Below are 23,507 nucleotides of genomic sequence, written 5' to 3' on the forward strand. Positions count from 1 at the left end.
AAGCCCTTGTTCCGGACAGGCTCGACCAGGCCTTCACGGGCCAGGTCGAGCATCGCCTCACGTACCGGCGTGGCGGAGATCCCGAAATCCCCGGCGAGAGTGGGCGCCGAATACACCACACCCGGACGCAGCTCGCCGGAGATCAAGGCGGCTCGCAGAGCATGGCTCACCTGATCGCGCAGCCGCTCCCGGCCCGCGTTGAGGTCACGGTGCTTCAGGTGCCCCATCGTGGTGATGATCCCTTCGCCTGGTATGGACCACTACCGTACAATGTCACGTTTCTCGAGCGGGCGACAGGGTGTAGGTCCGGCTGGAGGTGTAGAACTCCAGTGCCGCCCGGCCCTGTTCGCGCGGCCCGAGGCTGGAGGCCTTGGTGCCGCCGAACGGCAGGTGGAAGTCGACGCCGGTGGACGGGGCGTTGAGCCGGATCATCCCGGTGTCGAGCCCGTCGAGGCCGTACAGCGCCGCGTCCAGATCGGCGGTGTGGACCGAGGTGACCAGTCCGTACGGCACGGAGTTGGTGAGGCGTACGGCGTGTGCCACGTCATCGGCGGGCAGCAGGACCGCAAGGGGCCCGAAGACCTCTTCGCGCAGCAGCCGGTGCCCCGCGGGGACCTTCTCGACCAGCGTCGGGGCCGCGTACCAGCCGGGACCGTCGGGCACGGTGCCGCCGGTCAGCGCGTCCAGGCCGTGCCGGGCGTCGCTGACCTGATCGCGGGCGCGTTCGTCGATGAGCGGCCCGCACACGGTCGCCGGATCGGCCGGGTCGCCGGCCGGGATCGCCCGCAGGGCCTCGCAGAGCGCTTCGCGCAGGGGGACGAGGGCCGTGCCGACCGCGATGACGCGGCTGGTGGCGGTGCACTTCTGGCCCGCGTAGCCGGCGATCGCGGCAGCGATGTGGGCGGCGGCCCGCTCGGTGTCCGCGTCCGGGAGGACGATCGCGGCGTTCAGGCCGCCCATCTCCGCCTGGACCGGAATGCCCCGGGCCGTGGCGTCGCGTACCACGGCTTGGCCGACCGTGGTCGAGCCGGTGAAGGAGACGACGTCGGCGGCGGAGACGAGCGCGCCGCCCTCCACCGCCCCGCCGGGCAGCATGGTGAACACCCCTTCGGGCAGGGCCTGTTGGACGATCTCGGCCAGGCGCTGCGCGCAGGCGGTGGCCTCGGGGGCGGGCTTGAGGACGACCGCGTTGCCGGCCGCGAGCGCCGGGGCGGCCTTCCAGCTCGGGATGGCGAAGGGGAAGTTCCAGGGGGTGATCAGTCCGGCCACGCCGTGCGGGCGACGGCGGGTGAGCAGCAGGCCGGGACCCGCGGCGGTCTCGTGGACGGCGCCGACGGATTCGTACGGTGCCTGGGCGTAGTAGCGCCAGATCGCGACGGTGCGTGCGACCTCGGCGCGGGCTTCGGTGACGGGCTTGCCCACTTCGCAGACGGCGAGCGCGGCCAGCTCGGCCCCGGCAGCCTCGATTGCTGCGGCGACCGCGCCGAGGGCGGCCGAGCGGGCGGCCGCCCCGCCGGACAGCCAGTCGGGCTGGGCGACGCGGGCCCGTTCCACGGCGTCGGCTGCCGCGAAGGCACCGGGAGCGGCGATCTGGAGCAGGACGTCGGACGGGTCGGCAGGGTTGCGCGAGGTGATCAGGGAGACGGAGTCGGTGACGGCAGCGTCGGTCATAGGAGGAATCCTCCGGGGAAGGGGTCGTCCGGGTTGAGGAAGTACTGGGCGGTGCCGGTGATCCAGGCACGTCCGGTGACGGTCGGTACGACGGCGGACAGTGCGCCCACGGTGGTCTTCTCGATCAGACGGCCGGTGAAGCGTGTGCCGATGAAGGACTCGTTGACGAAGTCCTGACCGAGGGGCAGTCGGCCGCGGGCGTAGAGCTGAGCCATCCGGGCCGAAGTGCCCGTCCCGCACGGGGAGCGGTCGAACCAGCCGGGGTGGATGGCCATCGCGTGCCGCGAGTGGCGGGCGTCGGATCCGGGAGCGGCGAGGTAGACGTGTTTGACTCCGGCGATCTCCGGCTGTTCGGGGTGCACGGGCCGCTGGGGCGAGGCGTTGATCGCGTCCATGACGGCGAGCCCGGCGGCCAACAGGTCGTCCTTGCGCGCGCGGTCGAACGGCAGCCCCAGCGCGTCGAGTTCGACGAAGGCGTAGAAGTTCCCGCCAAATGCCAGGTCGTAGGTGACCGTGCCATGGCCAGGGACCTGGACCTTGCGGTCGAGCCCGGCGCAGAACGCCGGCACGTTGGTGAGCGTGACCGCTGTGGCGGCGCCGTCCACCACCTGGACCTGGGCGGTCACCAGCCCGGCCGGGGTGTCGAGACGCACGGTGGTGACCGGTTCGGCCACCGGCACCATGCCCGTCTCGACCAGGACGGTGGCGACCCCGATCGTGCCGTGTCCGCACATCGGGAGCAGCCCGGAGACCTCGATGTACAGGACCCCGTAGTCGGCGTCGGGGCGGGTGGGCGGCTGCAGGATGGCACCGCTCATCGCAGCGTGGCCGCGCGGCTCGTACATCAGGAGCGTCCGGAGGTGATCCATGTGCTCCATGAAGTACGTCCGCCGCTCGGCCATGGTGGCGCCGGGAACGACCCCGACGCCACCGGTGATCACGCGGGTGGGCATGCCCTCGGTGTGCGAGTCGACGGCGTGGAAGACGTGACGGGTACGCACCGGGCTTCCTTTCGGTCAGGTGTGGTGTAGTCAGGTGTGGTGTGGTCAGCGGTGGCCGTCAGCGACGGCCTTCTCGGTGGCGGCCCGCACGGCCACCGCGGTCTCCCCAGTGAGCGGGGAACGCGGTGGGCGGGTGGGCCCGCCCCGGCGCCCGACGAGGTCCATGGACAGTTTGATGGCCTGGACGAACTCCGTCTTGGAGTCCCAGCGCAGCAGGGAGTGCAGGGACTTGTAGAGCGGGAGGGCCGTCTCCAGGTCTCCGGCGACCGCGGCGTGGTACAGGGTGGCGCAGGCGGCGGGGAAGGCGTTGGGGTATCCGGCGATCCAGCCGACGGCACCGGCGACGGCGAGTTCGAGCAGGACGTCATCGGCGCCGATCAGCAGATCGAGTTCCGGGGCGAGTTCGGCGATCTCATATGCCCTGCGGACATCGCCGGTGAATTCCTTGACGGCGACGATGCTGCCGTCCTGGTGGAGCCGGGCCAGCATGCCGGGGGTGAGGTCGACCTTGGTGTCGATGGGGTTGTTGTAGGCGACGACGGGCACGCCGGCCCGGGCGACCTCGGCGTAGTGGGCGCGCACGCCCGGCTCACCGGCCCGGTAGGCGTTCGGGGGCAGCAGCAGCACCGAGCCGCAGCCCTCGTCGGCCGCCTGCTCCGCCCAGCGCCGGGCCTCGGCACTGCCGTACGCGGAGACGCCGGGCATGACACGCGCCCCGCCGCCCGCGGCCTCGACCGCGGTCCGCACCACGCGGGCCCGCTCCTCGTCGGTCAGGGTCTGGTACTCGCCGAGCGAGCCGTTGGGTACGACGCCGTCGCAGCCGTTGTCGAGCAGCCAGCGGACGTGTTCGGCGTAGGCGTCGTGGTCGACGGACAGGTCGTCGCGCAGGGGCAGGGCGGTGGCGACCATGATGCCGCGCCAGGGGCGGGCGTTGTTCCACGTGGTGGGGGTCATGCCGGAAAACCTCTCTACGGAGTGAGACATGTGCGGTGCGGTGCTCCGAGGTGACTCGCCGCGGGGCACCGTCACCGCCGGATCAGCCATCGGCGCCGGGAGCGGCGCCGGGCTCGGATGTGGTCCGGGACGGGCACCCGGGCGCGTCGACGACGGGGTCGTCGAGCGCGGCGAGCGCCGAGAGCGGGACGGGTACGGCGAACGGGCGGCGTTCGGGCGCGGGTTCGGGCGCGGGTTCGGCGGTCCGGCCGCGGGCCGCGAGGCAGAGCACCGCGGGGCCGCACGTCCGGCCCTGGCACCACCCCATACCGGCCCGGGTCAGCAGTTTGACGGTGCGGCTGTCACGTGCGCCGAGGTCCTCGACCGCCTCGCGGATCCGCCCGGCGGAGACCTCCTCGCAGCGGCACACCTCGGTGTCGTCCGCGAGCCAGCGCGACCACTCCGGGCCCGGCGCGTGAGCCGCGACCATCACCTCGGCGAAGGCGCGCATCCGGTCCCTGCGTCGTCCGAGTTCCCCGACCCGGCCGCCATGGGCGGCGCGCCCCAGAACCCGTGCGGCGATGGCCACTCCCGCCAACTCACCTTCGATTCTGGCCAGTTGGGCCCCGCCGACTCCCCCGGTCTCACCCGCCGCCCACAGGCCGCGTACCGAGGTCTCCTGGAGGCCGTCCAGGGTCAGCGCCCTGGTGCCGTCGGGCAACGCGCGGGTGGCGCAGCCGAGCGCTGTGGCCAGGTCGGTCTGGGGGACGAGGCCGTGCCCGACGGCCAGCGCGTCGCAGCCGATCCGGCGTCCCGTCCCCGGTACGGGGCGCCAGTCGCGATCGAGGCGGCTGACGGTGACGGCCTCCACCCGGTCGGTGCCGTGCACTTCGGTGACCGCGCTGCGCGGTCTCACCCGCACTCGGTGCCACAGCAGGGCGGCACCGTGGACCAGCGCCTCGGCCGCCTTGTGCGGGTTGGTGACCAGCGCGCGGGGGTGCCGGGCGTACCGCAGATAGCCGGATGCCTCGACGACGGCCGGCACTCTCGCCCCGGCAGCGGCCAGTGACGCGGCGACCGCGAGCAGCAGCGGACCACTGCCCGCCACGACCACCCTCCGCCCCGGCAGCACCAGCCCGGACTTGAGCATGGCCTGCGCTCCCCCGGCACCCACGACGCCGGGCAACGTCCAGCCAGGGAAAGGAAGCTGCCGTTCGTACGCGCCGGTGGCCAGGAGTACCGCGCGGGCCCGCACCCGCACCGGACGCTCACCCTCGCCGTCAGCTCCCGTGACGGCGTGCACCGCCCACGTATCGGCGGCCTCGTCGTCCTTGGTCACACTCCACACGTGGTGTCCGGGAAGATGGCGGACGTCGCTCCGCGCAAGGCGTCGGCGCAGGTCGGTGTAGGCGGACCAGTCATGGTGCAGGGCTTCGGGCCGGACGGCTCCCAGGGCGGGTGCCGGGGTGCGGTAGAACTGCCCGCCCGTATGAGTGGAGGTGTCCAACAAGGCGACGGACAGGCCGAGTTCGCCGGCCGTGACGGCGCCAGCGAGGCCGGCGGAGCCCGCACCGATCACCGCGAGGTCGTACGGTTCAGACGCCGAGAGCGGCATGGCCGTGTCCTTCCTGTGTGGCGATGGTGTCCCCCGGCCGGGCCGGCACCAGGCAGGCCCGCCGGTTGGGCTCTCCATTGATCGTGGCCAGGCATTCGTAGCACTGGCCGATGCCGCAGAACGCGCCGCGCGGGCGCCCGCCGTTGCGGGCGGTGCGCCAGGACAGGATTCCGGCAGACCACAGTGCGGCGGCGACGGACTGACCGGGCAGGGCGGTCACCGCGCGGCCGTCGAACGTGATCCGGAACGGTGAACCGGGCTGAGCGCCGACCAGCTCGGCGGGGGTACGGGCCACGATTGCTCCTCTCATGGCGGTCATGGCAGTCATGGCGGGCATGGCGGTCATCGCAGTTACGGCGGTCACGGCAGGCGGTCTCAGGCAGGCGGGGGGAAGCGTTCCGGCCTGAACGGAGTGATGTCGAGCGGTGGTTCGCCGCCGGTGAGCGACCGTGCGACGATCAGCCCGGTGGCGGGCGCGAGCCCGATCCCCGCGCCCTCGTGACCACAGGCGTGCAGCAGACCGGGGACCCGCGGATCGGGGCCGACAGCGGGCAGGTGGTCCGGCAGATACGGGCGGAAGCCGACGTAGGTGCGCATCGCCCGTACCCTGGCGAGGGCCGGGAAGAGTGCGGTGGCCTGGGCCGCCAGCCGCCGCAGCACCTCCACGGAGAGCGTGCGGTCGAAGCCGACCCGCTCCCGGCTCGCGCCGATCAGCACCGGCCCCGCCGGGGTGCCCTCCACCACCGCCGAACTCTGCAGCGCGGCGGAGCCGCTGGCCACGTCGGCCACATAGTCGGCCGCGTACACCTTGCGGCGCACCACGCGCGGCAGCGGCTCGGTGACCAGGACGAAGCCCCGGCGGGGCCGTACCGGAAGCGCGACACCCGCGAGGCGGGCGAGATCGCCGCTCCAGGTCCCGGCGGCGTTGACCACGTACGGGGCGTGCACCTCCCCGGCCGTCGTCCGCACCCCTCGGATCTCGCCGGACGACCCGGTGAGCAGGCCGGTGACCTCCTCTCCGAGCCGCAACCCGATCCGGTCGCCACTCGCGCGCAGCAGATGCGCGGCGGCGAGTGCCGGCATGACCTGCGCGTCCTGGGGGTAATGGACGCCGCCCGCCAGGCCGGCGGCCAGATGGGGCTCCAGGTCGTGCAGGCCGTCGGGCGGGACCTCGTTCGCCGTGACACCTGCCTTCCGCTGCCCGGCCGCGAAGTCCCGCAGCGCGGCCAGCGCGGCCTCGCCGGAGGCGACGACCAGTCCGCCTTTGGGCTCGTACTCGATTGCCGGCGGGAGCTCTTCGGTCAGCTCGCGCCACAACTTCGTGGAGAGCAGGGCCAGTTCGAGCTCGGGTCCGGGCTCCTTGTCGGAGACCAGGAGGTTGCCCTCACCTGCCCCCGTCGTACCGCCCGCCACGGGGCCGCGGTCGAGCACCAGGACCCGGAGGCCGGCCCGGGCGGCGTAGTGGGCGCAGGCCGCGCCGACCACGCCTGCCCCGACGACGATCACGTCTGCGGAGTTCCTTGTGAGCACGTCAGTAATATTTCACATTGCACTGCCCGTGCCAAGAGCCCGCGGCTCATCGCGTCAGGCCAATTGCGTCCGCCCCCTGTAGCGCTGACAGGCAGGGGAGGGACCCTCGGCCACGGGTGAGTAACGAAGTCGCCGAAGCCTTGTCAGTGCAATTTCACATTACTATGTTACCCGTCACATTCCAGCCAGCTGCCCAACTGCCTCCGGAGTGACCGCTCATGAACAAGCGCACCTGCACAGCTCTGGCCGCCGCACTGGTGGCGGCCCTCGCCCTCGGCACGGCCGGCTGCTCCGGCGGACAGAAGGCGGACGGCACCCACGGCCGCGAGAACCCCGCAACGGCCAACAGCGGCCGGGCGATCGGCGGGACGCCGCAGAAGGGCGGCACCCTCACCATCCTGTCCAACCAGGACTTCAGCCACCTCGACCCGGCCCGCAACTGGGTCATGAACGACATGGACTTCGGGACCCGGCTGCTCTACCGCACCCTGGTGTCGTACAAGGCGGCCCCCGGAACCGCCGGCGGCGAGCTGGTCCCCGACCTCGCCACCGACCTCGGCACGCCCTCCAACGGCGCCAAGACCTGGACGTTCCACCTCAAACCTGGAGTCAAGTACGAGGACGGGACGCCGGTCACCGCCCAGGACATCAAGTACAACGTGGAGCGGTCCTTCTCTCCGGACCTGCCCGGCGGCGCCGACTACGCGGCCCGCTACCTCAAGGACGCCAAGGACTACCGGGGCCCGGCCCAGGGCGAGCACCTGGATTCCGTCAGGACGCCGAACGACCGGACGATCGTCTTCGAACTGCGCAAGCCCTTCGCCGAGTTCCCCTACACGACGGTGCTGCCCACCTTCGCCCCGGTGCCGAAGGCGAAGGACAACGGGCCCCGCTACGACAACCGACCGTTCTCCTCGGGCCCGTACAGGATCGAGACGTATCAGCGCAACAAGAAGCTGACCCTGGTCCGCAACCGGCACTGGGACCCCAGGACCGATGAGATACGCAAGGCGTACCCGGACAAACTGGTCATGGTGATGGGGCTCAAGCCCAACCAGATCGACGACCGGATGATCGCCGCCCAGGGCACGGATGCCTCCGCCGTCCCGTGGTACGCGCTGCGGCCGGAGAGCGCGGGCAAGGTCCTGCCCAGGGCCGAGGTGCGCGAGCGGCTGCTGGCCGAGTCGACCAACTGCACCGACATGGTGCAGATGCACACCGGGCGGGCCCCCTTCGACAAGGTGAAAGTCCGTCAGGCCGTGCAGTACGCCCTCGACAAAGAGGCCGTGATCACTTCCTCCGGCGGCCCCGCCTTCAATGACGTCTCCCACGCCTACATGCCCGCGGCCCTCTTCGGCGGCAAGCAGCCGGACACCCTGAAGATCCCCGCCACCGGCGATGCGGACAAGGCCAAGCAGTTGCTGAAGGAGGCCGGGAAGCCGGACGGCTTCACCACCAAGATGACGGTCTCCAACGGTGACAAGGGGCGGGCCGAGGCGATCCAGCAGTCGCTCGCCAAGGCCGGTATCAAGGTCACTATTGAAACGGTCGACCCGTCCGCGTTCTACGCCACCATCGGCGACACCGCCAACCGCACCGACATGGTGTACACCGGCTGGTGCCAGGACTACCCCTCCGGCTCCACCTTCCTTCCCTTCGTCTTCGACGGCCGCTACATCAAGGAGAAGGGCAACTCGGGCAACCACTCCCTCTTCCGCGACGAGCCGACCATGCGGCGGATGGACGAGATCGCCGCGATGACCGACGCCAAGAAGGCGAGCGTGGCCTGGCAGGAGCTGGACGGCGACATCCTCGCCAAGGCCCCGGCGGTACCGGTCCTGGTGCGTCGCTGGCCGTTGGTGGTGGGGACCAACATCGCAGGCGCGTACGGGCACACCTCCTACGGCGGCCAGCTCGACTACGCCTCGGTCGGCCTCAAGAACCCTGCCCAGAGCGAGGGCTGAGGAGCGCACCCACCATGGCCACCACCTCCCTCTCCGCACCGGCCGCCAAGACCGCTCCGGCGAGCAGCGGCCCCTGGCAGCTCGCGCGGCAGCAACTGCGCCGACGCACCGCCGTGCAGATCTCCCTCGTCGTGATCGTGCTCTTCGCCGTCATGGCGGCGGGAGCCCCGCTGCTCAGCATGCTGGGCGGCTGGTCACCCGAGGAGTTCGACAAGACCGCCGTCGATCCCTACCTGGGCGGGCAGCCCATCGGCCCGCTCGGCGGGATCTCCGCCGATCACTGGCTCGGAGTCGAACCCGTCACCGGCCGCGACCTGTTCGCCCGCGTCGTGCACGGCGCGCAGGTCTCCCTGCTCATCGCCTTCGCCGCCACCGCGATCGTCGTCGCCGCCGGTACCGCGGCCGGGATCGCGGCCGGCTACTTCGGCGGCCGCACCGATGCGGTGCTCTCCCGGCTGATGGATCTCATCATGTCCTTCCCGTCCCTCATCTTCATGATCGCGATGATGTCGGTGGCCCGGGACGTCAACCGGATCGTGCTGATGACCGCCGTGATCGGGCTCTTCGGCTGGCCCGGCATCGCCCGCGTGGTACGCGGCCAGACGCTCTCCCTCAAACACCGCGAGTACGTCGATGCCGCCCGGGTCGGCGGCTCCGGCCCCTGGCGGGTGCTCACCCGCGACATCCTCCCGGGCGTCGCCGGGCCCGTCATCGCCTACACCACCCTGATCATTCCGGGGATGATCGCCACCGAGGCGGCCCTGAGCTACCTGGGCGTGGGCGTCCGCCCGCCCACCCCCTCCTGGGGCCAGATGATCGCCGAGAGCGTCGCCTTCTACGACACCGACCCCATGTACTTCATCATCCCCAGCGCCTGCCTCTTCCTCACCGTGCTCGCGTTCACGCTGCTCGGCGACGCACTGCGGGACGTCCTGGACCCGAGGGGAAGCCGCACATGATCCTCTACCTCGGGCGCCGGACACTCGGCGTCATCGGCGTCCTGATCGCCATCGCCGCCATCACCTTCACCATCTTCTACGTCCTGCCGTCCGACCCGGCGGCCGCGGCCTGCGGCAAGTCGTGCAGCACCGAGCGGCTGACGGCGATCCGTGCGCACATGGGCCTCGACCAGCCCCTGTGGCGGCAGTTCGCCGACTTCGTCACCGGCATCTTCACCGGCCGCACCATGGGCACGGGGCAGTACGAGCTGCACTGCGGCTTCCCGTGCCTGGGCTACTCCTACGAAAACAGCGAGGCCGTCTGGGACCTGCTGATGGACCGCCTTCCGGTCTCCGCCTCGCTGGCCTTCGGCGCGGCCGTGATCTGGCTGGTCCTCGGGCTGTCCGCGGGGGTCGCCGCGGCCCTGCGCAAGGACACCCTCACCGACCGCGTGCTGATGGTCGGCGCGGTGGCCGCCGCCTCGCTGCCGGTCTACTTCACCTCGATGATGCTGATCTACGGGGTGATCCGGATCGCGGGCCTGCTGCCCTACCCGCAGTACGTGCCGTTCGGCGACGGCCCGCTGGACTGGGCGTCGAACCTGCTGCTGCCCTGGCTGGCGCTGGCCATCCTGTACGCGGCGATGTACGCACGGCAGAGCCGCAGTTCGATGATCGAGACGATGGCGGAGCCGTACATCCGCACCGCCCGCGCCAAAGGCCTGCCGCGCCGGACGGTCGTGGTCAAACACGGGCTGCGGGCCGGAATGACCCCGGTCCTGACCCTCTTCGGCATGGATCTGGGCGGACTGCTCGCCGGCGCGGTGATCACCGAGTCCATCTTCGGGCTCCCCGGCGTCGGGCGGCTCTTCTACGGTGCGCTCTCCAGCGGCGACCAGCCGGTGATCCTCGGAGTGACGCTGCTGGCCGCCACCTTCATCGTCGTCGCCAACCTGGCCGTCGACCTGCTCTACGCCGTCGTCGACCCCCGAGTGAGGTACTGATGAGCGCCACCGGTGAACCCCTGCTCTCGGTCCGGGATCTGACGGTCACCTTCGCCACCCCGCGCGGTCCGGTACGGGCCGTCGACGGCCTCGGCTTCGAGGTCCGGCGGGGCCGGACCCTCGGCATCGTCGGCGAGTCCGGCTCCGGCAAGTCCGTCACCTCCCTGGCGGTGATGGGGCTGCACACCGGCGCTTCGGTCACCGGCTCCATCGCCCTGGGCGGCCAGGAGCTGACGGGCCTGGCGGAGCGCGAGCTGAACCGGCTGCGCGGCCGGAAGATGGCAATGATCTTCCAGGACCCGCTCTCCAGCCTCCACCCGTACTACACCGTGGGCGAACAGATAGCCGAGCACCACCGCGTGCACTTCGGCAGCGGCAGGAGGGCCGCCCGCGAGCGGGCCGTGGAAGCGCTGGGCGAGGTGGGTATCCCCGAGCCGCGGCGCCGGGCCAGGGAGTACCCGCATCAGTTCTCCGGCGGTATGCGCCAGCGCGTGATGATCGCGATGGCCCTGGCCTGCGAACCCGAGCTGCTCATCGCGGACGAGCCGACCACCGCCCTGGATGTCACCGTCCAGGCGCAGATACTGGAGCTCATCGCCCGGCTCCAGGAGGAGCGGGGACTGGCCGTCATCATGATCACGCACGATCTGGGCGTGGTCGCCCGGGTCGCCCACGACGTCCTGGTGATGTACGGGGGAAGAGGCGTCGAACGGGCCCCGGTGGACACCCTGTTCGCGGAACCGGCCCACCCCTACACCCGCGCCCTCCTCGACTCCCTTCCCCGTCTCGACGACAGCGACGAGGAACCGCTGCGGCCGATCCCGGGCAGCCCGCCGTCCCTCCTCACCCCGGCCCCCGGCTGCGCGTTCGCACCCCGCTGCCCCCGGCTGGCCGGCGCCCCCACCGGGGAGCACTCCCGATGCGAGAGCGAACTCCCCCTCCTCGACGGCCCGGCCGGGCATCCGGCCGCCTGTCACTTCCCCGCGTACGAAGGCAAGGCCTCATGACGACCACGCCCCAACCCCTTTTGTCCCTAAGGGACTTGACGGTGACGTTCCCTGGAAGGCGGCGATCCGCGCCGGTCCGGGCCGTCGACGGCATCACCTTCCACGTGGCGGAGGGTGAGACGCTGGGCCTCGTCGGCGAGTCCGGCTGCGGCAAGTCCACCACCGGCCGCACCGTCGTCCGGCTCCTGGAACCCACAGCCGGCTCCGTCACGTACGACGGACGCGACATCAGCCACCTGTCGCAGCGGGCACTGAAGCCGCTCCGCAAGGACCTGCAGATGGTCTTCCAGGACCCGCACTCCTCGCTCAATCCGCGCCAGACGGTGGCCCGGATCATCTCCGATCCGCTGCTGGTGCGGGGCAGTTCGGCGGCGGATGCCAGAGCGCGGGCCACCGAGCTGATGGAGCTGGTGGGGCTCATCCCCGAGCACATCGACCGCTATCCCCACGAGTTCTCCGGCGGCCAGGCCCAGCGCATCGGCATCGCCCGCGCACTGGCCACCGGCCCCCGCCTCGTCGTCGCCGACGAACCGGTCTCCGCCCTCGACGTCTCCGTCCAGGCCCAGATCGTCAACCTGATGGAACGGCTCCAGCGCGAACTCGGCCTGGCCTATCTCTTCATCGCCCATGACCTGTCCGTCGTCAAGCGGGTGTGCGACCGGGTCGCCGTGATGTACCTGGGCCGGATCGTCGAGATCGGAGCGAAGGACGAGGTCTACGCCGCCCCGGCGCACCCCTACACACGCGCGCTGCTGTCCGCCGTCCCGCTGCCCGACCCGGCCGCCGAACGGGCCCGCGAGCGGATCACCCTGCTCGGCGACCCTCCCAGCCCCGCCGCTCCCCCGCCCGGCTGCACCTTCCACCCGCGCTGCCCCAAGGCCCAGCAGATCTGCCGCACCGAGGCACCCACCCTACGGAGCACAGCTCCGGGCCCGGCCCGGCAGGTGGCGTGCCATTTCCCCGAAACGGCCTGAGCGCGGTCGTGCCCCGGCTCCCGACCGGGAACCGGGGGCGTCGTCGGCCGGGCACTCGGTGCACCCGGCAAACGATCCGTCTCAGGTCATCACCCCATCTCCGCACCTGCGCATCGCCTGCCTCATGTCACACAAGACCGCGGACGCACGCCCCTGTCCGAAAGCCATCGCCGGTCCATAGCATCCACGCCATGGACCTGGAGCTACGGCATCTGCGGGTGGTGTGCGCGATCGCCGAGGCGGGGAGTCTCACCCGCGCCGCCGCCTCGCTCCGTATGACACAACCAGGGCTCAGCGCCCAACTGCGCCGCATCGAGGCCGCGCTGGGCGGGCCCCTGTTCGACCGGGGGCAGTCGGGCACCGCCCCCACGCCCCTCGGCGAGCTGGTCATCGGACGGGCCCGCACCATACTGCCGGGCATCGACGGACTGCTCTCCGACACGGACCGTGCCGCCCATCGCATGACAGCCGCGGACCGGATCCGCGTCGGCTCAGTCGGCGCCCCGCTTCTGGGGCACCTCCTCCTGGCCGTCCGGGCACTGCTGCCCGAGGCCGGCCTGACCTGCCGTTGCCAGTACTCCCCCGTCGCTCTGCTCGACGACCTCGCCGCACGCCGCCTGGAAACGGCGGTACTCGGCGACCACCCCGACCAGGAGCTGCCGCAGCGTGCGGGCGTGACAGTCCACACGATCGTCACCGAACCGGTCTTCGCCCTGCTGCCGGCGGCCCACCCGCTCGCCACGCGGGACGAGGTCCGGCTGACCGAACTCGTGGAGGAGGACTGGGCGGTCCCCCGGCCCGACAGCGACCGGACCCCCGAGTACTGGGCTTCCGTCTGCGCCTCGACCGGCCGCGCTCCCTTCACCCCGTATGAAGCCGAGGGGCGGCAGCTGATCGAGCTCGTGCGAGCCGGCCTGGCCGTGAGCCTCTGTCAGGCCACGTTCATCGAGGTACCCGGCGTCGTGGTCCGTCCCCTGGCCGAAAACCCCTTGTGGTACCGGCATATTCTGGCCTGGCACCAGGACGGTCCGCTCGCACCGTACGGCACCGAGATCCGGCGCCGAGTCGCCGACGGCTATCTGGCCGCATGCGGTGACAGCCCGGTGTACGCGCGCTGGCGGGAACGGAACCCGCACGCGGCCCGACCGGTGACAGCCGCGCCCTGACCGACCGGGCCTGCGGACGACCTCTCCATCGGAACCAGCGCCGGGGCGCTTACCGAAGCCCGGCGAGCAAGACGCGCTGGAGGGACGGAAAACGGGGCTTGTTCTGTTGCTTGCAACCCCCTTTTCACTGACACGTGAACTGTGACATTGTACGGTCACACTTTTCGCGGACATGACAGCCCCGAGAGTGTTCAACTCCCGGTGCCGTCAAGGTCCGCGCCCCCACTGCCGTGCCCCTCGCGCGGCTGCCGACTGGCCTGGAGGCCATCGCTATGCGTAGACCCCCCACAGTGAAGAGACTCGCCCGACTGCTGATACCTACCGTGGCCGCCGCCGGCCTGGGGCTGACCATGCTCGCCCCCAACGGCGGGGCAGCACCGGCCGGCACCGAGGCGCCCAAGCCCGCACCGAGGTCGGCCCCCGCCCCGCAGCCCGCCGCTGCCACCGTCCTCGCCGCCGATCTCGCCCCCGGACACGCCGCCGCCCCCGCGCGCTCGGCCGCGAAGGCCCCGAACTCCGCGCAACGCCCTCCGCTCCCCGCGGCCCAGAACGCCGCGCAGCGCAAGAAGGCCCGCTCCGCGGCCAAGGCCGCGGCGGACTGCAACGTCAGCGACTTCACCTCGAAGACCGGTGCTGAACTGGTCGAGCAGATCAAGAAGTCGGAGACCACCTGCATCAACACGCTGTTCAACGTGACCGGTGAGGACTCCAAGGCCCTCTTCCGTGAGGAACAGATGGTCACGGTCGCGAACGCGTTCAAGGACCTCGCGGCCAACTACCCGGGAGACAACAGCACTTCCACCGCCCAGGTGGTGCTGTACCTGCGCGCCGGCTACTACATCCAGTACAACCAGCCGGACAACGTCGGCAAGTACGGCCCGGCGCTGAAGAGCGCCATTCAGGGCGCCCTGGACGGCTTCTTCGGCTCGTCCCACGCCTTCGACGTCACCGAGGCCAACGGAGAGACCCTGGCCGAGACGGTCACCCTGATCGACAGCTCCGAGGAGAACGCCCGCTACCTCAACGTGGTCAAGCGTCTGCAGAAGGACTACAACGCGTCGTACGACAAGTTCTACGGGATGCTCGCGGCGGTCAACAACACCTACACCGTGCTGTTCCGCGGCCACCAGCTGCCGGAGTTCGTGGAAGCCGTGAAGGCCGACCCGAGCGTCCTCACCGGAATGCGTGACTTCGCCGTCGCCCACGACGATCTGCTCGGCACCGACAAGTCCTACCTGGCCAGCAACGCCGGACGCGAACTCGGCCGTTTCCTCCAGCACGCCGACCTCAAGGACACCGTCAAGCCGTTGGTCAAGGAGCTGCTCGGCCGCAGCGACATCACTGGGCGCACCGCCCCGCTCTGGGTCGGCATCGCCGAGATGACCGATGAGTTCGACAAGGCGAACTGCGCCGAGTACAACACCTGTGACCTGCAGAACCGCGTGCGCGACGCCGTGCTGACGATCAAGCACGAGTGCGGTCCGAGCGCGAAGATCCTCGCGCAGGAGATGAAGGAGTCCGAACTCTCGGCCACCTGCGACAGCATCCTCAAGCAGGACCCGGTCTTCCACGGCATCGTCAAGGACAACGGCCCGGTCAAGGACGACAAGAACACCAACATCGAGATCGTCGCCTTCAACTCCAGCACCGACTACAAGACCTACGCCGGTGTCGTCTTCGGCATCGACACCAACAACGGCGGTATGTACCTGGAGGGAGACCCGGCCGCTGAGGGCAACCAGCCGCGCTTCATCGCCTACGAGCAGCCGGCCGACGACGGCGCCTTCCAGATCTGGAACCTCAACCACGAGTACACCCACTACCTCGACGGCCGGTTCGACATGTACGGCGACTTCGCGGCCGGGCAGAAGACCCCGACCGTGATGTGGGTCGAGGGCTTCGCCGAGTACGTCTCCTACACGTACCGCGGCGTCAACTACGACCGGGCGATCGAGGAGGCGGGCAAGGGCACGTACCAGCTGAGCCAGCTCTTCGAGAACACCTACGACAACGCCGACACCACCCGCATCTACCAGTGGGGCTACCTGGGCGTCCGCTACATGCTCCAGTCGCACCCCGACGATGTGGCCACCCTGCTCGGCCACTACCGCGCAGGCGAGTACGACGCCGCCCACAGCCTGCTCCACGACACCATCGGCACCAGGTACGACGCCGACTTCGCCGACTGGCTGAAGAAGTGCGCCGGCGGTGACTGCGGCAAACCGCCCGCCCGGAGTGCACGTTGACCGAGACCTCGGTCACCGGCAACAACTGAACCAAGAGGAGCCAGGAGAACTCGGTGTCCCGCGCACCATGCGTGCGCGGGACACCGGCGCGAACGCGGCCAGAGCAGGGAGAGCCCGAGGGAGACGGCTCCCTCGGTCTCGCCGTCGCGGAGGATGCTCAGTCGAGACAGAACTCGTTGCCCTCGATGTCCTGCATCTGAATGCACGACTCGTTGTCGTCATCGGCAAGCAGCGTTCGCAGATGTACCGCACCGAGCGCGATCAGACGTGCGCATTCGGCCTCCAATGCGGCGAGGCGCTCTTCACCCACGAGTCCGGTGCCGACCCGCACGTCGAGATGCACCCGATTCTTGACGATCTTCCCTTCGGGAACACGCTGGAAGAGCAGGCGCGGGCCCACACCCGAGGGATCACTGCATGCGAAGTAGATGACCTGATCCTCTGGCGGCAGCGAGCGATGGTAGTCCTCCCAAGTGGCAAACCCCTTCGGAATCGGCGGTACGACGTACCCCAACACCTCGCACCAAAATCCGGCGAGGCGCGCAGGCTCTGCGCAGTCGAAGGTGACTTGGAACTGCTTGATCGAAGACATCGGCGCACCATAGCAGGGGCACAAACACGACCTCAGGTGGTGGCCGGGGCCATTGCCGACGGGTGGTACCGCGAGGAGAGCCACTCCAGGAGGCTGACCGCTCCGGCGCCCATTCCGGCACCGGCGCCGCCGGCCAGTCCTGCCAGATCCTTCACCGCCTCTTCCCCGAGTCCGGAGAACTTCTGCACGGTCTGGGTGTTCCAGAGCGTGTGCATTCCCTTGGCGGCGGCCACGGCGATACCGGCCGTGACGCTCAGCGTGGAGGACGTCGAGGGGCCGAATGCCGACAGGCCGAGCATTCCGGCCGCGTAGGGAGCCACATAGGGAGCCAGTACCAGGCCTCCGCTCACGTAGGGCGCCAGGGCCATGGCCCCGCCGACGTAGGGGTTGGCGTACAGGTCGCGGACGCCCCGGGCCGCCCAGTGCGTCCACAGCATGCCCTGGGCCGCGGCACCACCGAACACGGCCGCGGTGTACCCGTCGGTCCGGCGGACGAAGTCGTATCCCTGATCGGTGAAGCGGTGGGCGAAGAATCCGCGCAGAGCCGCGCCGCCAGGGCCCTTGACGGCCATCATCGTGTCCACCATCTCCTGCGGGCCGTGCTTGAGAATCGTCTCGATCACCCCCATCGCGGCACCGATGGCCAAGGCGGTGCGTTCCGCCTTCTTCTTCCGCTGGGCCTTCTCCTTGCGGTACTCGCGTTCGTCCAGGGCCTTTTCCGCCAGCGCGATGGCCTTGGTGATGGCCTGGGTGCGGGCGCTGTCGCCGTCGCCCTGCCCTTCCAGGTGCTTACGGACCTCGGCCAGGGAGTCCTTCAGGCCGACGCCGGACGCCAGATTCTCGACCAGAATGGCGAGTTCCTCACCGAGGCCGGTCTTGCGCATCGCCCAGGCCGCCGCCTTGCCCCGCAGGACGTTCAGGCCCTCCGGGGGTTCCTCGCTGTCGTAGCGGTCGCGTACCGCGAGCCAGGTCCGCGAGGCCATCTCGCCCAGGACCTCGGCGACCCATTTCTCCACGCGCCCGCCGTAGTAGCGCATGACGAACCGGGCGATCTGGTGGAAGGCATGGGCACGGGTGCCGATCTCCAGGGCGTTTCTCACCGCTCCGCCGTGCGAGGGCCGGGGTGGTGCCGCGGTGAGCCACATGAGGTTCTCCAGGCCCGTGGTCCTACGATCGGTGCCGACGATCTCGCCCTGGCCCACGGTCTCCTTGGCAGCCAGGAGTTCGACCCGCCCGGCGCCGTTGCCGACGTCGAGTACGCCGGTCTCGGTGATCTCCAACTGTGCCCCGGGGAGCAGGAGGACGTCCTGGCCGCGGTGGTGCGGGGAGTAGGACAGCAGGGGGCCGAGGTCCCGTCCGGAACGGTCGTTGAGGTGGACCTGGGTGAGCACCACATGCCGGTCCCTGGGCTCGGTGGCGGCCCGGTCTGCGGCGTGGTCGAATGCGGCCTGCTGGTCCCGGAAGGCCAGGACCGGCCGCTGGGTTTCCAGGCGCTGTCCCACGGCGGGTCTGTGCTCTTCGTGGCGTGAGCGGCTCAGCGCATAGTCGACCGTGCTCGACTTGAGGTCGGCCAGATGCTGCGAGAAGGATTCCAGGGTCCGGTCGAACCCCTCCTTTCCGCCGGTGAGCCGCATGGCGAACTGCCCGCCCCACTTGGCGGTCCATTCACCGGCCAGTTTGATGGCCTCCTTCAGCGCCCGGGCCGGAACGGCCTCCAGCAGCGCCTTTCCGATGCTGTTCACCAGGCCGGACAGTGCGTTCATGAGGTCCGGCAGATTCTGCAGCTTCGTCAGGAGATCGACGATGTTCTCCCGGAAAATGGCGACGGCCTTCTTCAGCCACTTCGCGACGCGCTCCAAGTGTGGGTTCTTCCCGACCAGTTCGGCGATCCTGGTCCAGGCAGCGGAGAGTTTCTCCTGGAGGGCGGGGAGCGAGTTCCACAGAGCGGTCAATTTCCCGCCCAGGGCGCTCAGCGCTCCCTTCATCATGCCGAGCGCCTTCATGGCAACGGCACAGATCCGGTCCCAGCCCTGGTCCAGTTTTCCCGTCGCCGCCACGACCTGCTGCTGGATCTCCGGGGCGTTCTCCAGGAGGTGCAGCAGCTTGTCCTGGGCCTTGGCGGCAACCGCGCAGACGTTGTTGCCCAGTTCCTGCACTCCCTTGTACAAGGAGCCGAACGGGGCGTCCCGGATCTCGTCCAGGAGCGCGCCGACGGTGCGGCTCTTCACTCCCCCACCGGCCAGGGTGATGCTGGTGAGATCGAGCGAGAGGCTCCACAGCCGGCTCATGGCAGAACTGGTGAAGCGCTCGATTCCCCCGGTCAGCAGACCGAAGAGCGCGGAGAGCGTGCCTTTGGTGAGCTCGCCGCCGACCACGGTGCCCGCCGCGCTGAAATTCAGCCCGGCGATGATGCGGTCGAAATCGGCCAGTGCGGCATGCCGCTCGGAATCGGCGTAGAAGCGGGTGAACGCGGATTCGTAGGCCACCGTGGCGGACCACGGCACGAACTCCTCGCCGTCGGCGCGCTGTTCCTTGGCCGCCGGGGCCCGATCGGGCTGACCGACGCTGCCCGGTGCGGTGGTGACCACCCAGACCGGTCCTGCCATGGGGCGCAGCCGCGACACCCCGGAGACGAGGTTCTCGGTGGCGGTTCGGTCGGACTCCAGCAACGCGGTCGTCGCCTCGGCCGTCAGGTCGGTGGTGGTCACGTCCGGGGTGCCTGGGGCTCCCGGGGCGCCCGGGATCGCGCCTGCCGCGTGGCCGTCCAGGGCACGGGTGCGGGCCAGGCGCTGCTGGACGAGTTCGTGGGACGGCGCGGCGGCGCCGAGGCCGACGGGCTCCAGGGCGGGGTTGCCGTACCCGCCGAGCGCCTGCAGGGCGGCGGGCCCGAGCAGCTCGGCCGCCTGCCGGCCGGACTTCAGTTCCTGCCGGGTCAGCCACGCCTGGGCCCGGGAGTCGAACTCCTCCGGCTCCGGCACGTCCTGGAGGGTGCGGGCCGACGGAACGAGCCGGATGTCCGGCCGGTCGGTCAGCTGGGTGAGGCGGTTCTCCAGCGGCGAGGAGACGGTGGTGAAGGCGTGGCCCGCGAGGTCGATACGGGTGGCCGGGTCGCCGAAGAGTCCGGGCGTGACGCGCAGTGCGCCTTCGTAGTGGGTGGTGGCGGTCTCAAGGGTGGATGCGATGACCTCGTACTCCGCCGCGTTGTCCCGTAGGGCGGACTGGGCGGTTTCCAGGGATACGGCCAGGGCTTCCGCTTCGTCACCGGTGGCCTCGGCCAGCCGCCGGGCCACGCCCGTGATGTGCTCTTCGAGTACGGCCCGTTCTTTCGCCAACTCCCGTCTGCGGTCGCCGAGCCGGGACATATCGGCCTCGGCCTGCAGCGTTCCGGCCACGGCCAGGGCCGCGTCCGGGCCATGGCCCGCGGCTCCTGCTCCTGCTCCTGCTCCTGCTCCTGCTCCTGCTCTGCAAGCGCGGGCCATGGCTAGGCGGTGCATGCGCCGGGCGTCGTCAAGGCGGGCCTCGTACTCACCGGTCAGTGTGTCGTTCTCGGCGAGGGCGGACTTGATGCCGTCGACCGTGGTCTGCAAGTGCCGTCCGGTCTCGCTGCCGGGGGCGGATTCCATGAGGCGGTAGCCGAGCTCCAGGTCCCGCTCCAGAAGGTTCTTGCGCTGCTGCGCGAGCGCCTCCAGCTGAGCGGTCAGCCGCACGATGGCGATATGCGCACGGTCCCGCACCGCCTCGGCCCGCACCGCCTCGGCCCGCGGATCCGGGCCCGCCGGAGCTGATAGGGCCGCGGGGACGTCGAGCAGGGCGGGCAACCGGCCGGCGGCGGTGAGGGCCTGTATCGGCAGCCCCGCTTGCCGCGTTCCCGAAGTGCCGGGTGCAAGCCGCGCCGCGGACGAGACGGCCGACGGTGGAATCGGCGCACCGGCGAAGACGCGCGCCCCGCGTCTGTTGATGAATTCGGCGGCGGTGCGGTTGACGAACGTCCTGGTGGACAGCATGGGCATTCCCCAGTTCAGATAATTCGGGAGATCAGGGCTCAGGGCTCAGGGGCTCAGGGGCTCAGGGGCTCAGGGGCTCAGGACGATCGAACAGCCGGCCCTGTTTGCGGTATTCGACCTCAACGGCGTTCAGCAGATCCTCCGTCGACACTTTCCGTCCTGCCGCCGCGGCGGCGAAAGCCGCGGTCTCCACGCTCGCGCGGATGCTGCCTCCGGCGATCGGGAACGCGGTCGCCATCCGGTCGATGTCACAGGAGTCGGCGAGGGCCGCGCCCAAGAACTTCCGCCACAGCCGGGCCCGTACGTCCGGTCCCGGGCTCTCGAATTCGATGGCCTCGTCGAACCGGCGTGTGAAGGCGCTGTCCATGTTGGAACGGAGGTTGGTGGTGAGAACGGCCAGGCCGCCGAAGGCCTCCAGGCGCTGGAGCAGGTAGCCGCTCTGCATGGCGGCGTACTTGTCGTTGGCATCGCGTACCGCACCGCGCTTGGCGAACATCGAGTCGGCCTCGTCGAAGAGGACGACCCCGCCCAGCGACTCGGCCGCACAGAAGATCCGTTCCAGGTTCTTCTCCGTTTCGCCGACGTACTTCGAAACCACCGTGGGCAGGCTGACGGTGAACAGGTCCACGCCCAGTTCCCCCGCCATGGCCTCGGCCGCCATGGTCTTGCCCGTGCCCGACTCGCCCGAGAACAGCGCCGTGGCACCCCAGCCCCGTCCTCCGCCGCGCCGCAACCCCCACTCCCCCAGCACCTGTTCACGGTGCCGAATCCGGAAGATCAGCATGTCCAGGCGCTCGCGTACGGCCGCCGGCAGTACCAGATCGCTCCAGGTGACCTGGGGCCGGATGTGCCGCGCCAGCCGGGCCAGGTGCTGGGCCGCGCACTGCTGGGCGAGGGATCCGGCATCGCCGGGGCCGAAGACGCCACCGTGCAGGGCGGCCGTGCGCCGAGCCCGGTCCACGACCGATGCCGCGGCCGCGTTCACCGGCTCCCGTCCGGGCGCCCCGGCCTCCCACTCACTGGGAGGAGTCGCCGACAGGTCCACGGACCCCGTCGGCGCGACCCCCCATGCCTCGGCGTCCCACTCCTCCCCGCCGTACACCACCAGCGGCAGCGGCACCCGCTCCAAGGTGCGCAGCACCGCGCGCAGGAGGCTCCCGGCGGGCCCGTCCGGCGGGGTGAAAGCCGGGACGATCACCCCGCCGCCGAGCAGCCGCGCTTCCAGGACGGCGTCGGCGAGGAGGGCGGGGAGATCCGCAGGGCCGTCCTCGACATCCTCGGGAGCCACCAGGAGCGGCACCCGGCCGAGTTCGCGCAGCGCGGCACCAGCGGCGGGCAGAGCCCAGCCGTCGATGCCCTCGCGTATGTACAGGCTGCCGGTGCCACTGCGGCTCAGCGCCTCGACGAGGCGGTCGACCGCCTCGTCGGCAACGGATCCCGGGCCGGCGGGCAGCCTCCGCAGCAGACCGCCCGTGGCGGAAGCCGGCTGCGGCGCGCCGACGAGGAAGTCCAGCACCCGGTCCGGTACGCGCAGCAGCCGGTCGGGATAGGGCGCCTCGGGGTTCTCGTACCGCACCAGGCCTGAATCGAGCAGCGGACCGCCCGTACGCAGCAGCCCCCGGGTCACGGCCTGGGCCGGTGTGATCCCGAGGATCCCCAGGGCTACGGCCACGGTGGGCCGGGAGGCCGGTGCCGCCCCGGTCAGCACCCGGCAGGCGGCGCCACAGACCGTGCTCAGCTCCGGCAGTACACAGGCCACCAGCAGGTCACGCTCGGTACGGCTGAGTCCGAACTCCCGCTCCACGTGGGCCAGGGAGTCGTCCTCACCGTAGTGCAGGGAGTCGTGGTCGCCGTAGAGCAGGGAGTCGTCGTCACCGTAGGGCAAGGAGTCGTGGTCGCCGTAGTGGCTGTGGTCATCGCCGTCGGTCTCGTGCCCGGTCGTCGGCGGGCCGGCTGCCGGAGCCTGCGGGTCCGGGCCGCTTCCGCCGCCGTCCCCGTCCCCGTCCCCGTCCCCGGCCCCGGCCCCGGCCTCTCCGGACCCGGCGCCCACGACAGTGGCATCGCCGGATCCGACCGCGCGTGCCGCGTGCTGGAGGAGGCGTTCCTCCAGCACGGCCAGGCGCGCCCGCAGCAGGCCGCTGGTCATGCCATCTCCCGGATGTCGCGCCGGCGCACGGGCCGGCCCGGCTCGCTCGCAGGCGGTGCCGACGCGGGATCCCCGGCCGGCTGCTCCGTATCCGGCAACTGGCGGGCCCGTAGGGCCAGTCCCATGGCGGGGGCCGGTCCGGTGTCCTGTACGGGCCTGCCCAGCGGAACCGTCACCACCAGGTCCAGCACCGGCCGGGCCGGAGTACCCAGGCTCGACCACAGGCGCGAAGCGGCGCTCTCCGCTCCCGGGGGTGTCTCCCGCAGGCCCAGCGACAGCCGTGTTCCGCCGTCAGCGCCGCCCGCCGACCCCGACCCCGACCCCGGCGCCGCCCCCGACCCCGACCCAGCCGGCGTCAGCGTCAACTCCTCTGTCCTGACGCACCATTCGAGCAGTGTGCCGAGCATGCGGTGCTCGTCCTGTACGGACTGGGCCCAGACGCTGACCAGGTAGGTGAGCCGGAAGAAGCGCGGCGGGGCGCCGTAGCCGACCACGGCACCCTGTTCGTCGATGACGCTGACGCCGCCCGACTGGCTGCGCGAGGAGTCCTCCTCGATGCCGTACAGGAAGACGTTCACACACGGACCGGAGCGCCGGGCGGCCCAGTCGGAGTCCGGTGTCTCGAACAGCACCTGGACATGGGCGCCCCGCAGCGGGCCGCGCAGCAGTCCTTCCTTCAGGGTCTCGTCGACCCGGTGAACAACGCTCATGGGGTG

18 protein-coding genes are annotated in these 23,507 nt (G+C 70.7%); 7 read left to right on the plus strand and 11 right to left on the minus strand.

Annotated features, from left to right (window positions below; genetic code table 11):
- The 7 genes from ACFY12_RS27220 to ACFY12_RS27250 form a co-directional block, all read right to left on the minus strand.
- Positions 1–227 (minus strand): GntR family transcriptional regulator (locus ACFY12_RS27220; protein WP_390718535.1); only part of this gene is annotated, 227 nt, incomplete at its 3' end.
- A gap of 46 nt (positions 228–273) precedes the next feature.
- Positions 274–1,671, minus strand: a complete 1,398-nt coding sequence (locus ACFY12_RS27225; RefSeq protein ID WP_390718536.1) for an aldehyde dehydrogenase family protein — start codon at positions 1,669–1,671, stop codon at positions 274–276.
- Positions 1,668–2,672 (minus strand): proline racemase family protein, encoded by a 1,005-nt coding sequence (locus ACFY12_RS27230; RefSeq protein ID WP_390718537.1) that lies wholly within the window; start codon positions 2,670–2,672, stop codon positions 1,668–1,670. The genes ACFY12_RS27225 and ACFY12_RS27230 overlap by 4 nt, the downstream gene beginning before the upstream one ends.
- Before the next feature lie 45 nt (positions 2,673–2,717).
- Positions 2,718–3,626, minus strand: a complete 909-nt coding sequence (locus ACFY12_RS27235; RefSeq protein ID WP_390718538.1) for a dihydrodipicolinate synthase family protein — start codon at positions 3,624–3,626, stop codon at positions 2,718–2,720.
- Between the two features lie 82 nt (positions 3,627–3,708).
- Positions 3,709–5,220, minus strand: coding sequence for an FAD-dependent oxidoreductase (locus tag ACFY12_RS27240; RefSeq protein WP_390718539.1), 1,512 nt, complete (start codon positions 5,218–5,220; stop codon positions 3,709–3,711).
- On the minus strand, positions 5,201–5,515 hold the full coding sequence (locus ACFY12_RS27245) for a (2Fe-2S)-binding protein (protein ID WP_390718718.1): 315 nt from the start codon (positions 5,513–5,515) through the stop codon (positions 5,201–5,203). Before ACFY12_RS27245 ends, ACFY12_RS27240 begins: the two co-directional genes overlap by 20 nt.
- 80 nt (positions 5,516–5,595) lie before the next feature.
- A complete protein-coding gene (locus ACFY12_RS27250) occupies positions 5,596–6,750 on the minus strand; it encodes an NAD(P)/FAD-dependent oxidoreductase (protein WP_390718540.1) in 1,155 nt (384 codons plus the stop codon).
- A gap of 218 nt (positions 6,751–6,968) precedes the next feature.
- Here ACFY12_RS27250 and ACFY12_RS27255 point away from each other — a divergent pair, with 218 nt between their 5' ends.
- The 7 genes from ACFY12_RS27255 (at position 6,969) to ACFY12_RS27285 (ending at position 16,049) form a co-directional block, all read left to right on the plus strand.
- Positions 6,969–8,714, plus strand: a complete 1,746-nt coding sequence (locus ACFY12_RS27255; protein WP_390718541.1) for an ABC transporter substrate-binding protein — start codon at positions 6,969–6,971, stop codon at positions 8,712–8,714.
- Positions 8,715–8,728: 14 nt separating this feature from the next.
- Complete coding sequence (locus ACFY12_RS27260) at positions 8,729–9,673, plus strand: ABC transporter permease (protein WP_390718542.1); 945 nt, start codon at positions 8,729–8,731, stop codon at positions 9,671–9,673.
- Complete coding sequence (locus tag ACFY12_RS27265; RefSeq protein ID WP_390718543.1) at positions 9,670–10,656, plus strand: ABC transporter permease; 987 nt, start codon at positions 9,670–9,672, stop codon at positions 10,654–10,656. The genes ACFY12_RS27260 and ACFY12_RS27265 overlap by 4 nt, the downstream gene beginning before the upstream one ends.
- Positions 10,656–11,663: an ABC transporter ATP-binding protein gene (locus ACFY12_RS27270; protein WP_390718544.1), complete on the plus strand. Its 1,008-nt coding sequence runs from the start codon at positions 10,656–10,658 to the stop codon at positions 11,661–11,663. The genes ACFY12_RS27265 and ACFY12_RS27270 overlap by 1 nt, the downstream gene beginning before the upstream one ends.
- Entirely contained in the window at positions 11,660–12,637 is a 978-nt protein-coding gene (locus tag ACFY12_RS27275; RefSeq protein WP_390718545.1) for an ABC transporter ATP-binding protein, read from the plus strand. Before ACFY12_RS27270 ends, ACFY12_RS27275 begins: the two co-directional genes overlap by 4 nt.
- 191 nt (positions 12,638–12,828) lie before the next feature.
- A complete protein-coding gene (locus ACFY12_RS27280; protein ID WP_390718546.1) occupies positions 12,829–13,803 on the plus strand; it encodes a LysR family transcriptional regulator in 975 nt (324 codons plus the stop codon).
- Between the two features lie 290 nt (positions 13,804–14,093).
- Positions 14,094–16,049: a collagenase gene (locus ACFY12_RS27285; protein ID WP_390718547.1), complete on the plus strand. Its 1,956-nt coding sequence runs from the start codon at positions 14,094–14,096 to the stop codon at positions 16,047–16,049.
- Positions 16,050–16,206: 157 nt separating this feature from the next.
- Here ACFY12_RS27285 and ACFY12_RS27290 read toward each other — a convergent pair whose 3' ends face one another.
- From ACFY12_RS27290 to ACFY12_RS27305, 4 genes are all read right to left on the minus strand, one after another.
- The gene (locus ACFY12_RS27290) at positions 16,207–16,641 is read right to left on the minus strand and encodes a VOC family protein (RefSeq protein WP_390718548.1); all 435 of its coding nucleotides are present in this window, start codon (positions 16,639–16,641) and stop codon (positions 16,207–16,209) included.
- Positions 16,642–16,673: 32 nt separating this feature from the next.
- Positions 16,674–20,645, minus strand: coding sequence for a hypothetical protein (locus ACFY12_RS27295; protein ID WP_390718549.1), 3,972 nt, complete (start codon positions 20,643–20,645; stop codon positions 16,674–16,676).
- A 61-nt stretch (positions 20,646–20,706) separates the two neighbouring features.
- Positions 20,707–22,791 (minus strand): ATP-binding protein, encoded by a 2,085-nt coding sequence (locus tag ACFY12_RS27300; protein WP_390718550.1) that lies wholly within the window; start codon positions 22,789–22,791, stop codon positions 20,707–20,709.
- Positions 22,788–23,501, minus strand: a complete 714-nt coding sequence (locus tag ACFY12_RS27305; protein WP_390718551.1) for a DUF4255 domain-containing protein — start codon at positions 23,499–23,501, stop codon at positions 22,788–22,790. Before ACFY12_RS27305 ends, ACFY12_RS27300 begins: the two co-directional genes overlap by 4 nt.
- Between the last annotated feature and the right edge of the window lie 6 nt (positions 23,502–23,507).

It is taken from the genome of Streptomyces sp. NPDC001339, from assembly GCF_042895955.1.
Lineage (GTDB): Bacteria > Actinomycetota > Actinomycetes > Streptomycetales > Streptomycetaceae > Streptomyces.